The 15,579-nt window shown below is 65.0% G+C and carries 16 protein-coding genes; 4 read left to right on the top strand and 12 right to left on the bottom strand.

Annotation, left to right across the window (positions count from 1 at the left end):
• Positions 1-8 precede the first annotated feature (8 nt).
• Positions 9-1,175, top strand: coding sequence for an FAD-binding oxidoreductase (locus FJ964_RS11780; protein ID WP_140550556.1), 1,167 nt, complete (start codon positions 9-11; stop codon positions 1,173-1,175).
• A gap of 168 nt (positions 1,176-1,343) precedes the next feature.
• Here the strand turns inward: FJ964_RS11780 and FJ964_RS11775 are convergent, their stop codons facing one another.
• From FJ964_RS11775 to FJ964_RS11760, 4 genes are all read right to left on the bottom strand, one after another.
• Positions 1,344-1,835, bottom strand: a complete 492-nt coding sequence (locus FJ964_RS11775; protein WP_140550555.1) for an SRPBCC domain-containing protein — start codon at positions 1,833-1,835, stop codon at positions 1,344-1,346.
• 32 nt (positions 1,836-1,867) lie between these two features.
• The gene (locus tag FJ964_RS11770; RefSeq protein WP_140550554.1) at positions 1,868-2,314 is read right to left on the bottom strand and encodes an SRPBCC family protein; all 447 of its coding nucleotides are present in this window, start codon (positions 2,312-2,314) and stop codon (positions 1,868-1,870) included.
• Positions 2,311-2,631 (bottom strand): metalloregulator ArsR/SmtB family transcription factor, encoded by a 321-nt coding sequence (locus tag FJ964_RS11765; RefSeq protein ID WP_140550553.1) that lies wholly within the window; start codon positions 2,629-2,631, stop codon positions 2,311-2,313. The genes FJ964_RS11770 and FJ964_RS11765 overlap by 4 nt, the downstream gene beginning before the upstream one ends.
• An 85-nt stretch (positions 2,632-2,716) precedes the next feature.
• Positions 2,717-3,136, bottom strand: coding sequence for a GNAT family N-acetyltransferase (locus tag FJ964_RS11760; protein ID WP_140550552.1), 420 nt, complete (start codon positions 3,134-3,136; stop codon positions 2,717-2,719).
• Positions 3,137-3,290: 154 nt separating this feature from the next.
• Between FJ964_RS11760 and leuD the strand changes: the two genes are divergently transcribed.
• Together leuD and FJ964_RS11750 are read left to right on the top strand one after the other, a co-directional pair.
• Positions 3,291-3,896 carry a 3-isopropylmalate dehydratase small subunit gene (leuD, locus tag FJ964_RS11755; RefSeq protein ID WP_140491959.1) on the top strand — a complete coding sequence of 202 codons (606 nt, stop codon included), beginning with the start codon at positions 3,291-3,293 and terminating at the stop codon, positions 3,894-3,896.
• A 70-nt stretch (positions 3,897-3,966) separates the two neighbouring features.
• A complete protein-coding gene (locus FJ964_RS11750; protein WP_140550551.1) occupies positions 3,967-4,890 on the top strand; it encodes a hypothetical protein in 924 nt (307 codons plus the stop codon).
• Positions 4,891-5,102: 212 nt separating this feature from the next.
• Here FJ964_RS11750 and lpdA read toward each other — a convergent pair whose 3' ends face one another.
• From lpdA to FJ964_RS11725, 4 genes are all read right to left on the bottom strand, one after another.
• Positions 5,103-6,500: a dihydrolipoyl dehydrogenase gene (gene lpdA, locus FJ964_RS11745; RefSeq protein WP_140550550.1), complete on the bottom strand. Its 1,398-nt coding sequence runs from the start codon at positions 6,498-6,500 to the stop codon at positions 5,103-5,105.
• Between the two features lie 238 nt (positions 6,501-6,738).
• Complete coding sequence (locus FJ964_RS11735) at positions 6,739-8,115, bottom strand: dihydrolipoamide acetyltransferase family protein (RefSeq protein ID WP_140550549.1); 1,377 nt, start codon at positions 8,113-8,115, stop codon at positions 6,739-6,741.
• Positions 8,116-8,131: 16 nt separating this feature from the next.
• The gene (locus FJ964_RS11730) at positions 8,132-9,145 is read right to left on the bottom strand and encodes an alpha-ketoacid dehydrogenase subunit beta (RefSeq protein WP_140550548.1); all 1,014 of its coding nucleotides are present in this window, start codon (positions 9,143-9,145) and stop codon (positions 8,132-8,134) included.
• 3 nt (positions 9,146-9,148) lie between these two features.
• Positions 9,149-10,381, bottom strand: coding sequence for a 3-methyl-2-oxobutanoate dehydrogenase (2-methylpropanoyl-transferring) subunit alpha (locus tag FJ964_RS11725; protein WP_140550935.1), 1,233 nt, complete (start codon positions 10,379-10,381; stop codon positions 9,149-9,151).
• A gap of 590 nt (positions 10,382-10,971) precedes the next feature.
• Here FJ964_RS11725 and holA point away from each other — a divergent pair.
• Positions 10,972-12,015, top strand: coding sequence for a DNA polymerase III subunit delta (holA, locus tag FJ964_RS11710; RefSeq protein ID WP_140550934.1), 1,044 nt, complete (start codon positions 10,972-10,974; stop codon positions 12,013-12,015).
• 33 nt (positions 12,016-12,048) lie between these two features.
• On the opposite strand, the gene FJ964_RS11705 is transcribed toward holA, so the two are convergent.
• The 4 genes from FJ964_RS11705 to FJ964_RS11690 all read right to left on the bottom strand — a co-directional run bounded on the left by FJ964_RS11705 (position 12,049) and on the right by FJ964_RS11690 (position 15,556).
• On the bottom strand, positions 12,049-12,837 hold the full coding sequence (locus tag FJ964_RS11705) for a DUF2182 domain-containing protein (protein ID WP_140550547.1): 789 nt from the start codon (positions 12,835-12,837) through the stop codon (positions 12,049-12,051).
• A 33-nt stretch (positions 12,838-12,870) separates the two neighbouring features.
• Positions 12,871-13,497, bottom strand: coding sequence for a DUF1326 domain-containing protein (locus FJ964_RS11700; RefSeq protein ID WP_140550546.1), 627 nt, complete (start codon positions 13,495-13,497; stop codon positions 12,871-12,873).
• Between the two features lie 313 nt (positions 13,498-13,810).
• Positions 13,811-14,698 (bottom strand): ParB/RepB/Spo0J family partition protein, encoded by an 888-nt coding sequence (locus FJ964_RS11695; protein WP_140550545.1) that lies wholly within the window; start codon positions 14,696-14,698, stop codon positions 13,811-13,813.
• Between the two features lie 57 nt (positions 14,699-14,755).
• The gene (locus tag FJ964_RS11690; RefSeq protein WP_140491929.1) at positions 14,756-15,556 is read right to left on the bottom strand and encodes a ParA family protein; all 801 of its coding nucleotides are present in this window, start codon (positions 15,554-15,556) and stop codon (positions 14,756-14,758) included.
• Positions 15,557-15,579 lie beyond the last annotated feature (23 nt).

Genomic DNA, 15,579 nt, shown 5'->3' with positions numbered 1-15,579 from the left:
CCTGAAACGTGCGCTACGACATCGTCATCATCGGCGGAGCCATCGTCGGCTCCTCGATCGCCTATTATCTGCGCGAGGAAGGCTTTTCCGGCTCGATCGCCCTGGTCGAGCGCGACCCGCAATTTTCCCATGCGGCGACGACGCTATCCATGGCCTCGATCCGCCAGCAATTCTCGATTCCGCAAAACATCCGCCTGTCGCAATTCACGCTGAAACTGTTCCGCCGGCTGAAGGAAGAATTCGGCGCGGACGCCGACATCGGTTTTCGCGAGGGCGGCTATCTTATTCTCGCCGGCGAGGCCGGGCTGCCGATCCTGAAAGCCAATCACGAGGCGCAGGTCGCCGAAGGCGCCGACATTTTGCTGGAGGAAGCCGAACAATTGGTGCGTCGTTTCCCATGGCTGTCGGCCGAGGGCATCACCGCCGGCGCCTATGGCCGCAGCGGCGAGGGCTGGTTCGACGCCCATGCCATGCTGATGCTGTTCCGCAAGGCGTTGCGGGAGAAGAAGATCGACTTCATCAACGCTTCGGTCACCGGCATCGAGCGGCAAGGTGAGCGCGTTGCCGGCGTCAGCCTCGACAATGGCGAGCGGCTCGAGGCCGGCATCCTCGTCAATGCCGCGGGGCCGAACGCCGGCAAGGTCGCCGCGCTCGCCGGGCTGGCGCTGCCGGTCGAGCCGCGCAAGCGCAACGTCTTCGTCTTCGAGGCGCGCGAGAAATATGCCGACATGCCGCTGCTGGTCGATCCCTCCGGCATCTATGTCAGGCCGGAAGGCTCGGTCTATCTCACCGGCGGCGCCGAGCCGGAAGAGGGCGACGGTCCGGCCGACCCCGCCGATTTCGACGTCGACTGGCCGCTGTTCGAAGAGGTGATCTGGCCGGTGCTGGCGACCCGCATCCCGGCCTTCGAGGCGATCAAGCCGACGCGCGCCTGGGCCGGCCATTACGACTACAACACGCTTGACCAGAACGCGGTGATCGGCTCGCATCCCGAAGTCGGCAATTTCCTCTTCGCCAACGGCTTTTCCGGCCACGGTTTGCAGCAGGCGCCCGCCGTGGGCAAGGCGCTGGCCGAACTGATCGTCCATGGCGGCTACCGCACGGTGGACTGCTCCGCCTTTGGCTACGCACGCATTGCCGAAGGAAGGGCGTTCCGGGAATTGAATGTGATTTGAGGAGCGCCCTTTCCTTCTCCCCTTGTGGGAGAAGGTGGATCGGCGCGTCAGCGCCGAGACGGATGAGGGGTGTTCCAGCGGAGTGAGGCGTTGGCGTTCCCTGGAACACCCCTCATCCGTCGCCTTCGGCGACACCTTCTCCCACAAGGGGAGAAGGAAAGGGCGCTTCTAAGCCGCGGCTCTATTTCCGGCCTCGAAATAATCTTGCAGCCATGCCAGCACCCGTCCCCAGCCCTCGGCGTGCTCGGCCGCGGCCTCTTGCCGGCCGGCAAAACCGCCGTGGCAAACGGTAAGCCGCGTGCCGGAAGCGATCGGCTCCAGCAGCCAGGCGACCTTCGTCTCCCGCCGGCCGAGCGTCGGGTGGTCCCACCCATAGGCCCGCGTCTGGACGATCCGGCGCGGCGTCTCGATCTCCAGGAATTGGCCGCCGGCTGGCATGTCCTTGCCGTCAGCGGTTCTGACGACAACCGCCCAGCGGCCGCCAACGCAAAGATCGGCCGTCCACCCGACCATCCGGTAGGTGTCGGCGGATCCCCACCACAGTTCGGCTTCTTCCGTGCTCAGCGCCCGGAAGACACGCTCGGGCGGAGCACCGATATCGGCGGTGGCCAACACGGTCTCGCCATTGGTCATGGCGTGCGTGGCGGGCTCATGCGGCATGGCTGCCTCCCAAGAGATTGATACCTAAACGATCACCCTTTCGATGGCGGGCGCTCAAAGCCCTTGCCGGTCTCCAGCAGGCTCTTCAGGCTGGACAACACCAGCGGCCAGCCCTTGGCGACGTTTTCGATCAGCCTGTGCGGACCGTCGGCTTCGTGGGCGACGCTGAGCTTCATCAGGGCGCCGTCCTCCTCGATGGTGAAGGTGCAGCGCGTGTAGCCGTCCTCCTTCACCTCGGGCAGCCATTCGTTGCGCCACTTGATGACGAGACGCCGCGGCGGGTCGACCTCCAGGATCTCGCCCGAGTCGGCGATGCGGCCGTCGGGGAAGACCAGCTTCCAGCTCGAGCCCACTTTCCAGTCGCTCTCCTGATGGGAGCAGAGGAAGAACTGCCGGTTGAATTCCGGATCGGTCAGCGCTTGCCAAAGCTTCTCGGGCGTGGTGCGGATATAAGTCACATAAACGAAGGCGTTGCTCATCGGTCGTCCCTTTCAAGACGTTTCTTCAGGTCGCTGAGGGCGGCGAGCCGCCCCCGCTCGAACTTGCCGATCCAGCGTTCGGCGATCTCGTTGATCGGAACCGGGTTGAGGTAATGCTCCTTCTCACGGCCCCTGCGCACAGTGGTGACGAGGTTTGCTTTCTCGAGGATCGCCAGGTGCTTGGTCACCGCCTGGCGCGTCATGGCCATCTGTTCGCATAGCCCGTTCAGCGTCTGCCCGTTCCTGGCATGGAGGCTGTCCAGCAATTGCCGGCGGGTCGGATCGGCCAGCGCCCTGAAAACAGCGTCCATGCTCATGGCACTAATATGCAACCATTTGGTTGCATGTCAAGGCGACATGTCATGCCAACGGCTGCTGGATCCGGCCACAGGAGAAAAAATGTCAGCGCGTGCGGGAGAACCAGAAGGCGTCGGCCATGCGCATCATTCCGATGCGCTCGTAGAAGCCGGCCGCGTCGGGCACGGAGACCAGGCTGATGGCGACGGACGGGCCAAGCTGCCGCCGCGCCTCGTCCATCAGTCCCTTGCCGATGCCGAGCCCCTGCGCCGATCCGGAAACGGCAAGATCAGAGATGTAGCAGACCCAGGAGAAGTCCGTCACGGCCCTGATGACGCCGACCAGCGGCTTGCCTTCGATATCCAGTCGCGCGCTCAGCACCAGATTGGCGCCCGACAGCATCGCCCGCAGCCTGTCGGCATCATCGACGGGACGGATCTCGCCGAGGCCGGAATCCACCAGCACGCGGCGGAATTCGGCGACGTCGAGCGCGGGTTCGCGTGCATAGAGGATTTTTTCAGCCATCGCAGCCAGACTGCACCATCGGGCCGCGAATCCGAAGCCCTTTGTGCCGTACCCCGTGCCGACGCGCGCGAACACCTGCCTTTTATTTGCCGCCGGCTTTGTGTAAACCGGGCGCCAGCAATCCCCAGCAATGCCAGGAAGACGGGCAAAGACCATGGAAAAATTCACCAAGCTCACCGGCGTCGCCGCGCCCATGCCGATCGTCAATGTCGACACCGACATGATCATCCCCAAGGATTATCTCAAGACGATCAAGCGCACCGGGCTCGGCAGCGGCCTGTTCGCCGAGATGCGCTACAAGGACGACGGTTCGGAGAATCCGGATTTCGTGCTCAACAAGCCGGCCTACCGCAAGGCGCAGATCCTCGTCGCCGGCGACAATTTCGGCTGCGGCTCCTCGCGCGAGCACGCGCCGTGGGCGCTGCTCGATTTCGGCATACGCTGCGTCATCTCGACCTCTTTCGCCGACATCTTCTACAACAACTGTTTCAAGAACGGCGTGCTGCCAATCACCGTCAGCCCCGAGGATCTCGACAAGCTGATGGACGACGCTTCGCGCGGCTCCAACGCCACTTTGTCGATCGACCTCGAGGCCAAGGAGATCCGCGGGCCCGACGGCGGCGTGGTCAAGTTCGATCTTGACGACTTCAAGCGTCATTGCCTGCTGAACGGCCTCGACGATATCGGCCTGACCATGGAGAAGGCCGGCGCCATCGCTTCGTTCGAGAAGAAGAACGCCGAGCTGCGCCCCTGGGCCTGAGTGGCGCGGCCTGACGACATCGGCCCGGCCGTCCCTGGCCGGGTTTGCGGCGGCTGGAGGAGGAACAGTCATGACACGCCCGCTTCTTGCCAGCGCCTGCGCCCTGACCATGACCGTGGCGACGCTGGCCGGCGCGCATGCGCAGGCCGAGACGCCAGCGGCGCAGCCACCGGCGGTAACCGAGACGCCGGCCACCGATCAGGGAGCCGCCGACGTTTCCGACGACGACAAACAGGCGCCGGTCCCGTTCGAGGGCGGTCAGTTCACCATCACGCAGCAGGAACAGTATGGCGAGAAGGTGCTTGCCTATGACGGCAAGCAACTGGCCAGCAATTACGACGTCTTCTTCGACAGGATAGTCGAGGTCGGCGGCGTCAAGGTGGCGCTGTTCGATGTCGGCGACGGCGGCAACCAGTGCGGACCGGCGACGGTGATCGTCTGGAAACCGGAAGGCGGCGAGATCCAGAGCACCACCGTCGAGCAGGACGAGTGCGGCGCGCCGCCCACGGCCGTCTCCGACAACGCCATCTATTTCGTGCCTTATCTCCTGCCTGGCGATTCGAAACCGGCATTGCAGTGGTCGCCGACATCGGGGCTGACCATCTCGGGCAATCTGACCTACATGCCCGAACCCGGCACCGACTGGAAGGACATCGATCCGTCGAAATACGACAACATCATCGACGCCTTCCACAATGAGGCCGTCTACAAGGCCGCCGAAGCGTTGCTCGGCAAGGACATGCCCGACATGGCGACCAGCCTGCTGGTCGGCGGCGGCACCGAAAAGACCGCGTCCGGCGCCTTCTATGCCAGCGGCTGCGTTCCGCACGATTGCGGCGGCAATGACGGCTTCATGGCGGTCGACCCGGCCCAGCATAAGCTCTATTTCGCCCGTCGCGGCGACAATGGCGAGCCGGACGCCAAGCCCCCGGTGAAGACCTGGCCGGCCGACGTGAAGGCCGCGCTCGACAAGGCGATGAGCGCGGCGAATTAACACAATTCCGGCAAACGGTTTTCAGTCCGGAATTGCGCACCGGTGGCGGGCCAGCCCCCCTTTGTCCTGCCGGACATCTACCCCTCAAGGGAGGAGATCGGCCGTCACCTCTTCCTTCGCCAATTTCCCAACGTTGCCAAGTGAGCGGGGCGCCGAAACTGTCAATCTCCCCCCTTGAGGGGCAGTGCCCCGCCCACATCACCTGTCGCGCTCTAAATATGCAGCGCGTGTCCCAGCGCCTTCAGCGCTGCTTCCTGGAAGCCTTCGCCCTGTGTCGGATGGGCATGGATGGTGCCGGCGATGTCCTCCAGCCGCGCGCCCATTTCGAGCGCCAGGCCGAAGGCCGTCGACAGTTCCGACACGCTTTGGCCGACCGCCTGGATGCCCAGCACCAGATGATTGTCCGCCCGCGCCACGACGCGGACAAAGCCATCCTCGCCAAGCCTGGTCATCGCCCGTCCATTGGCGGCGAAGGGAAACATCCCGATCTTGATTTCGCCGCCGAGCGCCTTGGCCTCTTCCGGCGACAGGCCGACGGTGACCAGCTCCGGATCGGTGAAGCAGACGGCGGGGATAGCCCGCTTGTCCCAGCTGCGCTTATGGCCGGCGACGATTTCGGCCACCATCTCGCCTTGCGCCATCGCCCGGTGCGCCAGCATCGGCTCGCCGGTGACGTCGCCAATGGCGAAGATGCCGCGCATGGAGGTGCGGCACTGCTCGTCGATGCGGATGAATCGTCCCGCCATGTCGAGGTCGATCTGGTCGAGCCCCCAGCCTTCCGTCACCGGCTTGCGACCGACCGTGACCAGGATCTTGTCGGCGGCGATCCTCGCATCCTTGCCGTCCGAGGTCTCGACCAGCAGCGCATCGCCCTTCGCCGACAGGCCCTTGGCCTTTGCGCCCGGCATCACCTCGACGCCGAGTGCCGCGAGCCGCTTGATCACCGGCCGCGTTAGTTCGGCGTCATACTGCGCCAGCACGCGCGGCAAGGCCTCGACCACGGTCACCCCCGCGCCCATCTTGGCGAAGGCCATGCCGAGCTCCAGGCCGATATAGCCGCCGCCGACCACCGCGAGCTTTTTCGGCACCTCATTGAGCGCCAGCGCCTCGGTGGACGAAATCACCGGACCGCCGAACGGCAAGCCCGGCAGCTCGACCGGCGCCGAGCCGGTGGCGATAACCACCGTTTCGGCGCGGATCACCTGGCTTCCCGTCTCGGTTTCGACCGCGACCGTCTTGCCGTCTCGGAACGTCGCCCAGCCATGCACGGTCTTCACCCCGGCCTTCTTGAGCAGTCCGGCTACGCCGCTGTTCAGCCGGCTAACAATACCGTCCTTCCAGGCGACCGTCTTGCCCAGATCCAGCGCCGGAGCGGCCACCGAAATGCCGAGCGGACCCTTGCCGCCCGCCATCTGCGCGACCTTCTCGAATTCCTCCGCCGCATGGATCAGCGCCTTGGAAGGAATGCAGCCGACATTAAGGCAGGTGCCGCCCGGCTTACCGGTCTCGACGATGACGGTGTCGACGCCGAGCTGCCCGGCCCGGATGGCTGAGATATAACCACCCGGCCCGGCGCCGATGACCAGCAGCTTGCAGGAGATTTCTTTCATGTTGCGACCCTTCGATCCGAGGGAATATTCCGTCGCGATCCTTCACGCCCCCCTCTGTCCTGCCGGACATCTCCCCCACGAGGGGGGAGATTGGCAGCTTCGTCGCTTCGCTCATTCCTGCAACGATGGAGATTGGCGAAACCCGAGGTGACGTCCAATCTCCCCCTTGTGGGGGAGATGCCTGGCAAGGCAGAGGGGGGCGCTGGCCCGCCGTCATTCCCGTCATTCAGCGCCCCCTCTAATCCACAAAAATCAGCGCCGGCGTTTCCAGCAGCGTCTTGATACGCTGGATGAACACCGCCGCGTCCCAGCCGTCGATGACCCGGTGGTCGAAGCTCGACGACAGGTTCATCATCTTGCGCGGGATGAATTGCGTGCCGTCCCACACCGGCCGCACCATCATCTTGTTGACGCCGATGATCGCCACCTCGGGGTGGTTGATCACAGGCGTCGTCGCCACGCCGCCCATGGCGCCGAGCGAGGTGATGGTGATCGTCGAGCCGGAGAGCTCGTCGCGCGTCGCGGTTCCCGACTTGGCCGCCTCGGCCAGCCTAAGGACCTCGGCGCCGCACTCCCAGATATCCAGCGCTTCGGCGTGCTTGACGACGGGCACCACCAGTCCCGACGGCGTCTGCGCGGCGATGCCGATATGGATGCCGCCATGCTGGTGGATGATGCCGGCCTCGTCATCGAACAGCGAATTCAGATGCGGCTGGTCCGCGATCGCCTTGACCATCGCCCGCATCAGGAACGGCAGCAGCGTCAGCTTGGGCCTTTGCGCTCCCTTGGCCGCCCGCTTTTCCTTGTTGAGCGCGGCGCGCAGATCTTCGAGCGCGGTAACGTCGATCTCCTCGACATAGGTGATGTGCGGGATGCGCGACTTCGCCAGCGTCATCTTCTCGGCGATCTTGCGCCGCAAGCCCACTACCTTGATGTCCTCGACGGCATCGTTGCGGGCGAGGCCGGAGGCCTTGGCCATGTGCGGCCCCCGTGCCAGGAACGCCTCGATGTCCTCATGCCCGATGCGGCCCGCCGGGCCGGTTCCCGACACCTGGCGCAGATCGATGCCTGCCTCTTTTGCGCGCAGCCTGACCGCGGGCGATGCCAGCGGCTTTTCGCCCTCGGGGCGAGGCGCCCCCTTCGCGCGACCGACATCCTCGGGCTTGTCCCGAGGATCTACCGTGCTGGGTGAGTGAGACGCGTTTGGTCTCGAAGTGTCGGCAGATCCTCGGGACAAGCCCGAGGATGACGACGGTGCGAGCTTTGGGGGCGCGACATTTGGGGATGCCGGCACGAGGCTCGGGGGCGCGTGACCCGAGGAGGGCGTCGGCCCAGCGTTCGACGCCGCCGCCTCACCCGCCGTATTGCCCTCGCCGGCCACCTTCAGCCGCACGATGGGCGAGCCGATCGCCACAGTGTCGCCGATCTCGGCGCCCAGCCACACGATCTCGCCATCGACAGGGGAAGGGATCTCGACCGTTGCCTTGTCGGTCATCACGGCGGCCAGCATCATGTCCTCGCGCACGATGTCGCCGACCTTGACGTGCCATTCGACGAGTTCCGCCTCGGCGACGCCCTCGCCGACATCGGGCAGCTTGATGATGTGTTCGCCCATGCCTGGCTTCCCCGTTCTAGGCTTCCAATGTTTCCACAAGCGCCCGGCCGACTCTGGCCGGACCCGGAAAATAGTCCCATTCCTGCGCATGCGGATAGGGCGTGTCCCAGCCGGCGACGCGCGCCACCGGCGCCTCCAGATGGTAGAAGCAGTTTTCCTGCACCAGCGCGACCAGCTCCGCGCCGAAGCCGGAGGTCAGCGTCGCCTCGTGCACGACGACGCAACGCCCGGTCTTCTTCACCGACGCCACGATGGTGTCGAGGTCGAGCGGCAACAGCGTCCTGAGATCGATGATCTCGGCATCGATGCCGGTCTCCTCGGCCGCCGCCTGCGCGACATAGACCATGGTGCCGTACGCCAGCACCGTGACGGCGGAGCCGGCCCGGCGGATCGCCGCCTTGCCGAGCGGCACGGTGTAATGGCCGTCGGCGACCTCGCCCAACTCGTGCTTCGACCACGGCGTCACCGGTCGGTCATGATGGCCGTCGAAGGGACCGTTATAGAGCCGCTTCGGCTCGAGGAAGATAACCGGGTCGGGATCCTCGATCGCCGCGATCAGCAGCCCCTTGGCGTCATGCGGGTTCGACGGCACGACAGTCTTCAGCCCCGACACATGGGTGAACAGCGCTTCTGGGCTCTGGCTGTGCGTCTGGCCGCCGAAAATGCCGCCGCCGGTCGGCATGCGCACCACGATCGGGCAGGTGAAATCGCCGTTGGAGCGGTAGCGCAGCCTTGCGGCTTCCTGGGTCAGCTGGTCGTAGGCCGGATACATGTAGTCGGCAAACTGGATCTCCACGCACGGCTTCAGCCCATAGGCGGCCATGCCGATGGCCGAGCCGACAATGCCGGATTCGTTGATCGGCGCGTCGAAGCAGCGGCTCTTGCCGTATTTCGCCTGCAGGCCTTGCGTGCAGCGGAACACACCGCCGAAAAAGCCGACGTCCTCGCCGAACACGACGACGCGTTCGTCGCGCCCCATGGACACGTCCATGGCGTCGCGAATGGCCTCGATCATGGTCCGCCTCGGCATGGCTCAGACCCCCGCCTGCTGGCGCTGGCGTCTCAGATGCGGCGGCATCTCGGCATAAAGGCCCTCGAACATGTCGCGCGTCGACGGCTTGCCGCCGGCGTGCAGCGTGCCGTGGCTTTCGGCCTCCTTCTGCGCCGCGATCACCGTGTCGAGGATTTCGGCTTCGGTCTGCTTGTGCCGATCCTCCGACCAGACGCCGAGCCGGATGAGATGGTTCTTCAGCCGCACTACCGGGTCGCCGAGCGGCCAGGCGTCGGACTCGGTCTTCGGCCGGTAGGCCGAGGGATCATCGGAGCTTGAATGAGCGCCGGCGCGGTAGGTGACATATTCGACCAGCGTCGGCCCGAGATTCCGCCGCGCCCGCTCCGCCGCCCATTTCGCCACGGCGTGGACGGCCAGATAGTCATTGCCGTCGACGCGCAGCGCCGGGATGCCGAAGCCGAGGCCTCGAGCCGCGAAAGTGCCTGAACCGCCGCGCGCTATGCCTTGAAACGTCGAGATCGCCCACTGGTTGTTGACGACGTTGAGCACCACTGGCGCCTTGTAGGTGGAGGCGAACACCAGCGCCGAATGGAAGTCGGATTCGGCGGTCGAGCCGTCGCCGATCCAGGCCGCCGCAATGCGCGAATCGTTCGAGATCGCCGAAGCCATCGCCCAGCCGACCGCCTGGATGTACTGCGTCGCCAGATTGCCCGAGATCGAGAAGAAGCCGTGCTCCTTTGACGAATACATGATCGGCAATTGCCGGCCCTTCAACGGATCGGCCTCGTTGGAATAGATCTGGTTCATCATCGTGACCATCGGGTAGCCGTCGGCGATGAGCAGCCCGGCCTGCCGATAGGTCGGGAAGTTCATGTCGCCCGGGGCGAGTGCCTTGCGAAAGGCGCAGCTCACCGCCTCTTCGCCCAGATGCTGCATGTAGAAGGAGGTCTTGCCCTGCCGCTGCGCCATCTGCATGCGCGCGTCGAAGCTCCTCAGCGTCATCATGTGGCGCAGGCCTTCGAGCAGTTCCTCCTCGGAGAGCAGCCCGGCCCACGGCCCGACGGCTTCGCCATTGCGGTTCAGCACGCGGATGATCGAGAAGGCCATGTCGCGGATGGTGCGCGGATCGACATCGATCTCGGGGCGCGGTACCGAGCCGGCGGCGGCGATGGTCACGTTGGAGAAATCAGGCGTGCCGCCCGGCCGCACCTCGGGCTCCGGAACATGGAAGCGCAACATCCCAGCATCGGCCATGACCTTCGTCCTCCAATGTCGCCTGGCGCCGATATTTGCATATCCGCGCCGCCAGACCAGTGCCAATTCGCCGGGCCTTCCGCTCGACGGGCCGGCCGCGCCGACCGATCCAGCCTCCCGCGCGCCAAGATGAAGATATGTCGGCGTAATTTCTTGTCGATGTTGGGCGGCGGCGCGCAATTTGGCGCAAGGTTGCGGGGAGTTTCCGGCCAGATAAGGTGATTGGTCGGCAAGACTTGGGTTCCTCGCCCCGCTTTTTACGCCTCCGGAAACGCGGGTTCGCCCAGCTTGGCGCCCTTCCTCTCCCCCGTCGATCGGGGGAGAGGTGTCGAGCGCAGCTCGACGGAGTGGGGGTCGACCCTTCATCGAAGCGATGCTTCCGCCTGATAACCGTGCCCGAGTTTTCCTGCCCGCCGGGATTGCGCCTGTCTTTGCGGCGGCTGCGCGTTTGACGAATGGCTTCCCCCACTCCGTCGCTGCTTCGCAGCGCTACCTCTCCCCCTCCGGAGGGAGAGGAAGGGATGCCAAGCTTGACGAACCCACGCTGGAAAACGTTCACCCCGCGTTCGCATCATGCTAATCACCCCTTCATGGCACAGAAGAAAGCATACGAGGTCGATTCCTGGCTCGCGAAGCCCGATCCGCGCATGGCGATCGTCCTCATCTACGGTCCCGATCGCGGCCTCGTCTCGGAGCGCGCCAAGGCTTTTGCCGCCGCGACCGGCCTGCCGCTCGACGACCCCTTCTCGGTCGTCAGGCTCGACGGCTCCGAAGTCGAGCGCGACGAGGGCCGCCTGCTCGACGAGGCGCGTACCGTGCCGATGTTTTCCGACCGGCGCCTGCTGTGGGTACGCAATGCCGGCGGCCAGAAGGCGCTGGCCGACGACGTCAAGGCGCTGACGGCGGAGCCCGTGCGGGACGCAATCATCCTCATCGAGGCCGGCGATCTGAAGAAGGGCGTCGGGCTGCGCGCCGTCGTCGAGGCGGCAGACAACGCCATGGCGCTGCCCTGCTATGCCGACGAGGCCAGGGACATCGATGCCGTCATCGACGACGAGCTGCGCAAGACCGGCGCGACGATGACGCTGGAGGCAAGACAGGCGCTGCGGCGCAATCTCGGCGGTGACCGGCTGGCCTCGCGCGGCGAAATCGACAAGCTGCTGCTTTACGTCCACGGCCAAAAGGAAATCGGCCTCGACGACGTCAAGGCGATGTCCGGCGACGTGTCCGGCGCGTCCTTCGACGATGCCGTCGACGCGCTTCTCGAAGGCAAGGTCGGCGAGTTCGACACCGCCTTCACCCGCCATTGCCAGGCTGGCGGCCAGCCCTTCCTGGTACTGTCCTCGGCGATGCGACAGTTTCACGCGATGCAGTCCATGCGCGGCCAGATGGAGGCCGGCGGCCGCAATGCCGCGTCGGTGGTCGCCGCGGCGCGCCCGCCGGTTTTCTTCTCGCGCCGCAAGCTGGTGGAGAAGGCGCTGGAACGCTGGAGCGTAGAGGCGCTCGGCCGCGCGCTGGCCCGGCTGCAGACCGCCGTGCTGCAGACGCGGCGAAGGCCGGACCTATCGGTGGCGCTGGCAAGGCAGGCGCTGCTCGGCATCGCGGTGGAAAGCGCGAGACTGGCGCAGCGTTAGGCCCTTTCGGCGCCGGGCGCCTGCCTCCGTTGGTCAATTCATTGTCATGGCGCCCACCGGCTCAAAGGTCGGCAGCGCCTGTGGAAAGACCAGCACCGCCGCGCCATAGAGCAGCAGAGCGATACCCGATAGCTTCGCGATCCCATTTCCAGACGGCAGGGTCTTTTCCGCGAATATCAGCAAGGTGACCACGGCCATTGCGGCAACGTTCATGATCCCGAGAGGAAAGAGGGCGAGAAACAAAAGCCAGCAGCAGCCCAGGCAGAAAAGTCCATGCTCCAGACCCATGCGAACCGCGCCCCAGTAACCATCGCGCCATGAGGTCAGGATGAACCCGATCGGCGTGCGGCATTTGGCCAGACACAGATCCTTCAGTGGGGAAAGTTGATAGGCGCCCCCAAGCATCAGCAGCGCGCCGCCGATACGCGCGGCCGTCACTGTGGACAATCCCACATGCCCGGCAAGCATTTCCGCACCCGCCGCGCCGGCAAAGGCCATAACGCCCATCACGCCCCAGACCAGCATGTACCCGGCCACGAACACCCAGCTCGAGACAAAGGTCTCGCCCCGGCCCTGTTTGCCGGCCTGGACCCGGTGAAATGTCAGGATCATGGGTGCGGCCGTCGGAAACATCATGGCAATCATCATGATCATCCAGACGGCAAGAAACAGCGGCGCCTTCATGCCCATGGTGAGTGAGTACATTTCCATGCGCATGTCCGCGTCCATGCCCGTCTGCTGCCAGATAAGCAAGGTCCACGCCGCCGCCGCGATGGCGATCAGCAGCGCGAGAATGACGTATCGCTGCAACGTCTGCACCATGGGCGAAATACGTTCCGTACTCTGCGGCCAGCGCTACTGCTGCCCGGACCAATTGATCGGGGCGTAATGTCCGTTCCGGCGGGAATTGTCCCAGCTCATGCCATGGTCGCTGAATGTGCTGCCTTCCGCCCCCATCGCCAAGGCGAGCCAGTCGGGGTTGACGGGATGGCCGGTGGCCGCCCACATCTGCCCGTCCTCGCGCATCGTCGGCAGAGGCTCGACCGCCATCCGCATAACGCCGGCAATCTCCGCCGACCGCTTGTTGCCGTCCATCCGGTAGCTTATCGGCACCTTCCTGGCGCCGAGGTTCGTGCCGATCATGGGTGCCAGCACCGCCATGGGGCCGCCTGCGGCGCCAGTGAAGATGGCGCCCAGCGCCTCTGTCTGCCTGTCATCGGCCCGTTCGTCGATATAGGCGGCGGCCGTCCAATTGCCGTCTGCCATCGGACCCGGCGTGTGGGCAACCATCGCGACGCTGAGCCCGTCCAACCGAACATCGCCGTAGGTGCCCGTATCGATATGAAAAACCAGGCCGACGTCGCAAACGCCTTGCGTCGGCCTTGATGTCAGCTGCGCGTTGGTGGACAGCAGGCAAGGACACACGACATCGCAGCTACAGTTTTCGAAGTAACTTCCGGACAATTGCCAACGGACTGCCATTTGCACCTCCCCACTTGCGTCAGGCGCGTCGGCATATTGGTTTGGCGAGGCGGTGCCATTTCACGACTATTGCACGAATGGCAGATAGCCCTCGCCGCGACTGACCGGCACGCCAGGGCAATTAATTTAAGCCTTGTCTAATAGAGGTTACGCCGTTGCCGGGCACTGTCAAGCCGCGAGCGCCAGGGCTGGCGACAGGTGCCCTTTCGTTTGAGGCGCCGACGATTGGCAAAAAAGCGGCCCATCAGCTGACCGACGGCCAGCCCTCGTTGCGCTGAATCAAGCTCCCGCTTTTCCTAACTTCGCCGGCTAACTACCGCTCTTGTTTCAATCTCCGGCACAGCTCGTCAAGCTGCTCCAGTGTCCGGTACGCCACGCGAATCTCCCCGCCTCTGTTCGTGTGATCGATGGTCACGACCATGCCCAGTGTGCCGGTCATCAGCTTTTCCAGCGCCAGCGTATCGGCGTCTTTTTCCGGCGCGCTTTTCGCCTGCTTCGGCTTGGCCGGCGTCGGACCGGCCGGCATCTGCGCCAGCGCTTCGGCCTGGCGCACCGAGAGCCCTTCCTCGACGATGCGCTTGGCGAGCCCTGCCGGGTCCTCCGCCGTCACCAGGGTGCGGGCATGGCCTGCCGACAAGGCCCCGTCGACCAGCATGTCGCGGATCACGTCGGGCAGCTTCAACAGCCGCAGCGTGTTGGCGACATGGCTGCGGCTTTTGCCGATGACCTGGCCGAGATCGGCCTGGGTGTAGCCGTGATCGTCGATGAGCTGCTGGTAACCGAGCGCTTCCTCGACCGGGTTGAGGTCGGCGCGCTGGACGTTCTCGATGATGGCCAGTTCCAGCGCCGTGCGGTCGTTGACCTCGCGCACGATGACCGGAATCTCGGTCAATCCGGCGCGTTGCGCGGCACGCCAGCGTCGCTCGCCGGCGATGATCTCGTAGCGCCCGGCCTGGGCCGGCGAAGGCCGCGCCACCACCGGCTGCACCACGCCGTGCTCGCGGATCGATTGCGCCAGGTCGGTCAGCTCGGCGTCGCCGAAATGCCGGCGCGGGTTTTTCGGATTGGGCGTCAGGAACTCGATCGGCACCTTGCCGTCGGCACTCATGCCAGGCTTCTCCGGCGCGCTCGGACGGTCGATCTCGCCGATCAGCGCCGCCAGCCCGCGGCCCAGTCTTTTTCTCGAAAGGTCTTCGCTCATGTCGGTTCCAGATTGTTTCGGTATCGAATCGGCTTTTGCTCCATGCGCGGCCGCTTGTTAAGCGGCGCGCAATTTACGCTCGCGACGGATCACTTCCGACGCAAGCTGCAGATAGGCCTGGCTGCCGGAGCATTTGAGATCGTAGAGGATCGCCGGCTTGCCGTAGGACGGCGCCTCAGACACCCGCACATTGCGCGGAATGATGGTCTCGTAGACCTTGTCGCCCATATGCTCCCGCACGTCCTGCACCACCTGGTTGGCGAGGTTGTTACGGCCGTCATACATGGTCAGCACGATGCCCTGGATAGTGAGGTCCGGGTTGATCGAGCGGCGCACCTGCTCGACGGTCTCGAGCAACTGGCTGAGGCCTTCCAGCGCGAAGAACTCGCATTGGAGCGGCACCAGCACCGAATCGGCCGCGGCCATTGAATTCAACGTCAAAAGATTGAGCGACGGCGGGCAGTCGATCAGCACATAGCCGAAACCGGCCGAACGCGCCGACGCTGCGCGCAAGGCGTTACGCAGCCGCAGCACCCGGTCCGGCGCCGAGGCGATCTCCATCTCGATGCCGAGCAGATCGAGCGTCGACGGCACGATCGACAGGCCGGGCACCGCCGTCGGGATCGCCGCCTCCTCAAGCTCCAGCTCGCCGGTCAGCACGTCATAGGACGACACCGTACGGTCCTTGCGGTCAATGCCGAGGCCGGTGCTGGCATTGCCTTGCGGATCGAGGTCGACGATCAGCACCTTCTCGCCGATCGCCGCCAGCGCGGTGGCCAGATTGATGGCCGTGGTGGTCTTGCCGACACCACCCTTCTGGTTGGCTACGGTGATGATTCGAGGGCCGTTCTTCATCATGGGTCTATGCCAGGAATTCATTT

Origin of the sequence: Mesorhizobium sp. B2-3-2 (assembly GCF_006442295.1) — a bacterium.
Taxonomy (GTDB): Bacteria; Pseudomonadota; Alphaproteobacteria; order Rhizobiales; family Rhizobiaceae; genus Mesorhizobium.
Note: the sequence above shows the minus strand (reverse complement) of the source record. Positions and strands in the feature narration are given on the sequence as shown.